Raw genomic sequence first — 1,206 nt, 5'->3', positions numbered from 1 at the left:
CAATACCGGTGACTTTGGGCTTGTCGGGTCGTTAGGGGAGGTGTGCCAAGGCCCGGACAGGTGAAGTCATCGGTGGTTGATCGGTTCTCGGATCGGATCGCGCTCGGGGTGCTCACGCGTGCGTTTCCGCCGGAGTTGGTTGATGAGGTGGTTGCGGAGTGCGGGCGGGTCGAGCAGCGTCGCCGGCTGCTGCCTGCGCGGGTGGTGGTCTACTTCGTGCTCGCGATGTGCCTGTTCTCGGGGCAGGGCTATGAAGAGGTCGCACGGCTGTTGACCTGCGGGCTTGAGCATGACCGGCGGTCGGAGGGGACGTGGCGGGTGCCGTCGACGGCAGCCATCGGCCGGGCCCGGCTGCGGCTGGGCCCTGAACCGCTCAAGGCACTGTTCGAGCGGGTGTGCCGGCCGGTGGCCACCGAGGCGACGGCCGGGGCCTGGTATCGCCGGTGGCGGCTGGTCGCGGTGGACGGCACCACCTTCGACCTGCCCGACACCGACGCCAATGACGCCTTCTTCGGCCGTCCGGGATCCTCGCGTGGCCAGCGCCGCGGCGCGTTCCCGCAGGCGAGGGTGGCAGCGGTGGTCGAGTGCGGCACTCATGCGGTCTTCGCTGCCGAGGTCGGCCCGCTGGCCGAGCATGAAACGGTCCTGGCCCGGCGGCTGTTCGGTCGTCTGACCGCTGGGATGCTGCTGCTGGCCGACCGGGGTTTCGTCGGGTTCGACCTGTGGCGGGCCGCCACCACGACCGGCGCCGACCTGCTGTGGCGAGTGAGGAACAGTGCAGTCCTGCCCATGGTCAAGACCCTGGGCGACGGCTCATACCTGTCCGAGATCGTCGCCGCCCGGGACAAGAACCGCCGCGCCGACCCGATCCGGGTCCGCGTCATCGAGTACACCGTCGGCTCTGGAGACGACGGCACCGTTTACCGGCTGGTGACGACAATCCTCGCCCCTGCGGCTGCCCCGGCGGCCGAACTGGCTGCGCTGTATACCCAGCGGTGGGAGATCGAGACCGCACTGGACGAGATCAAGACCCATCAGGGCGGGCCCCGGCTCGTTCTGCGCTCCCAGCACCCACGCGGGGTCGAGCAGGAGATCTACGCGTTCTTGCTGGTCCACCACGCCCTGCGGGACCTGATGCATCACGCCGCACGAGATGAAGGCTGTGATCCGGACCGGATCTCCTTCATCCGGACCCTGCGCGTCGTC

1 protein-coding gene is annotated in these 1,206 nt (G+C 69.2%); it reads left to right on the top strand.

Annotation, left to right across the window (positions count from 1 at the left end; all coding sequences use genetic code 11):
• Positions 1-42: 42 nt before the first annotated feature.
• A partial coding sequence (locus NLX86_RS34215) for an IS4 family transposase (RefSeq protein WP_254375721.1) occupies positions 43-1,206 on the top strand: 1,164 nt, incomplete at its 3' end.

Source organism: Streptomyces sp. A3M-1-3 (genome assembly GCF_024213665.1).
In the GTDB taxonomy this organism is placed as follows: domain Bacteria; phylum Actinomycetota; class Actinomycetes; order Streptomycetales; family Streptomycetaceae; genus Streptomyces.
The sequence above is the reverse complement of the archived record's forward strand: the minus strand, read 5'-3'. Positions and strand labels throughout refer to the sequence as shown.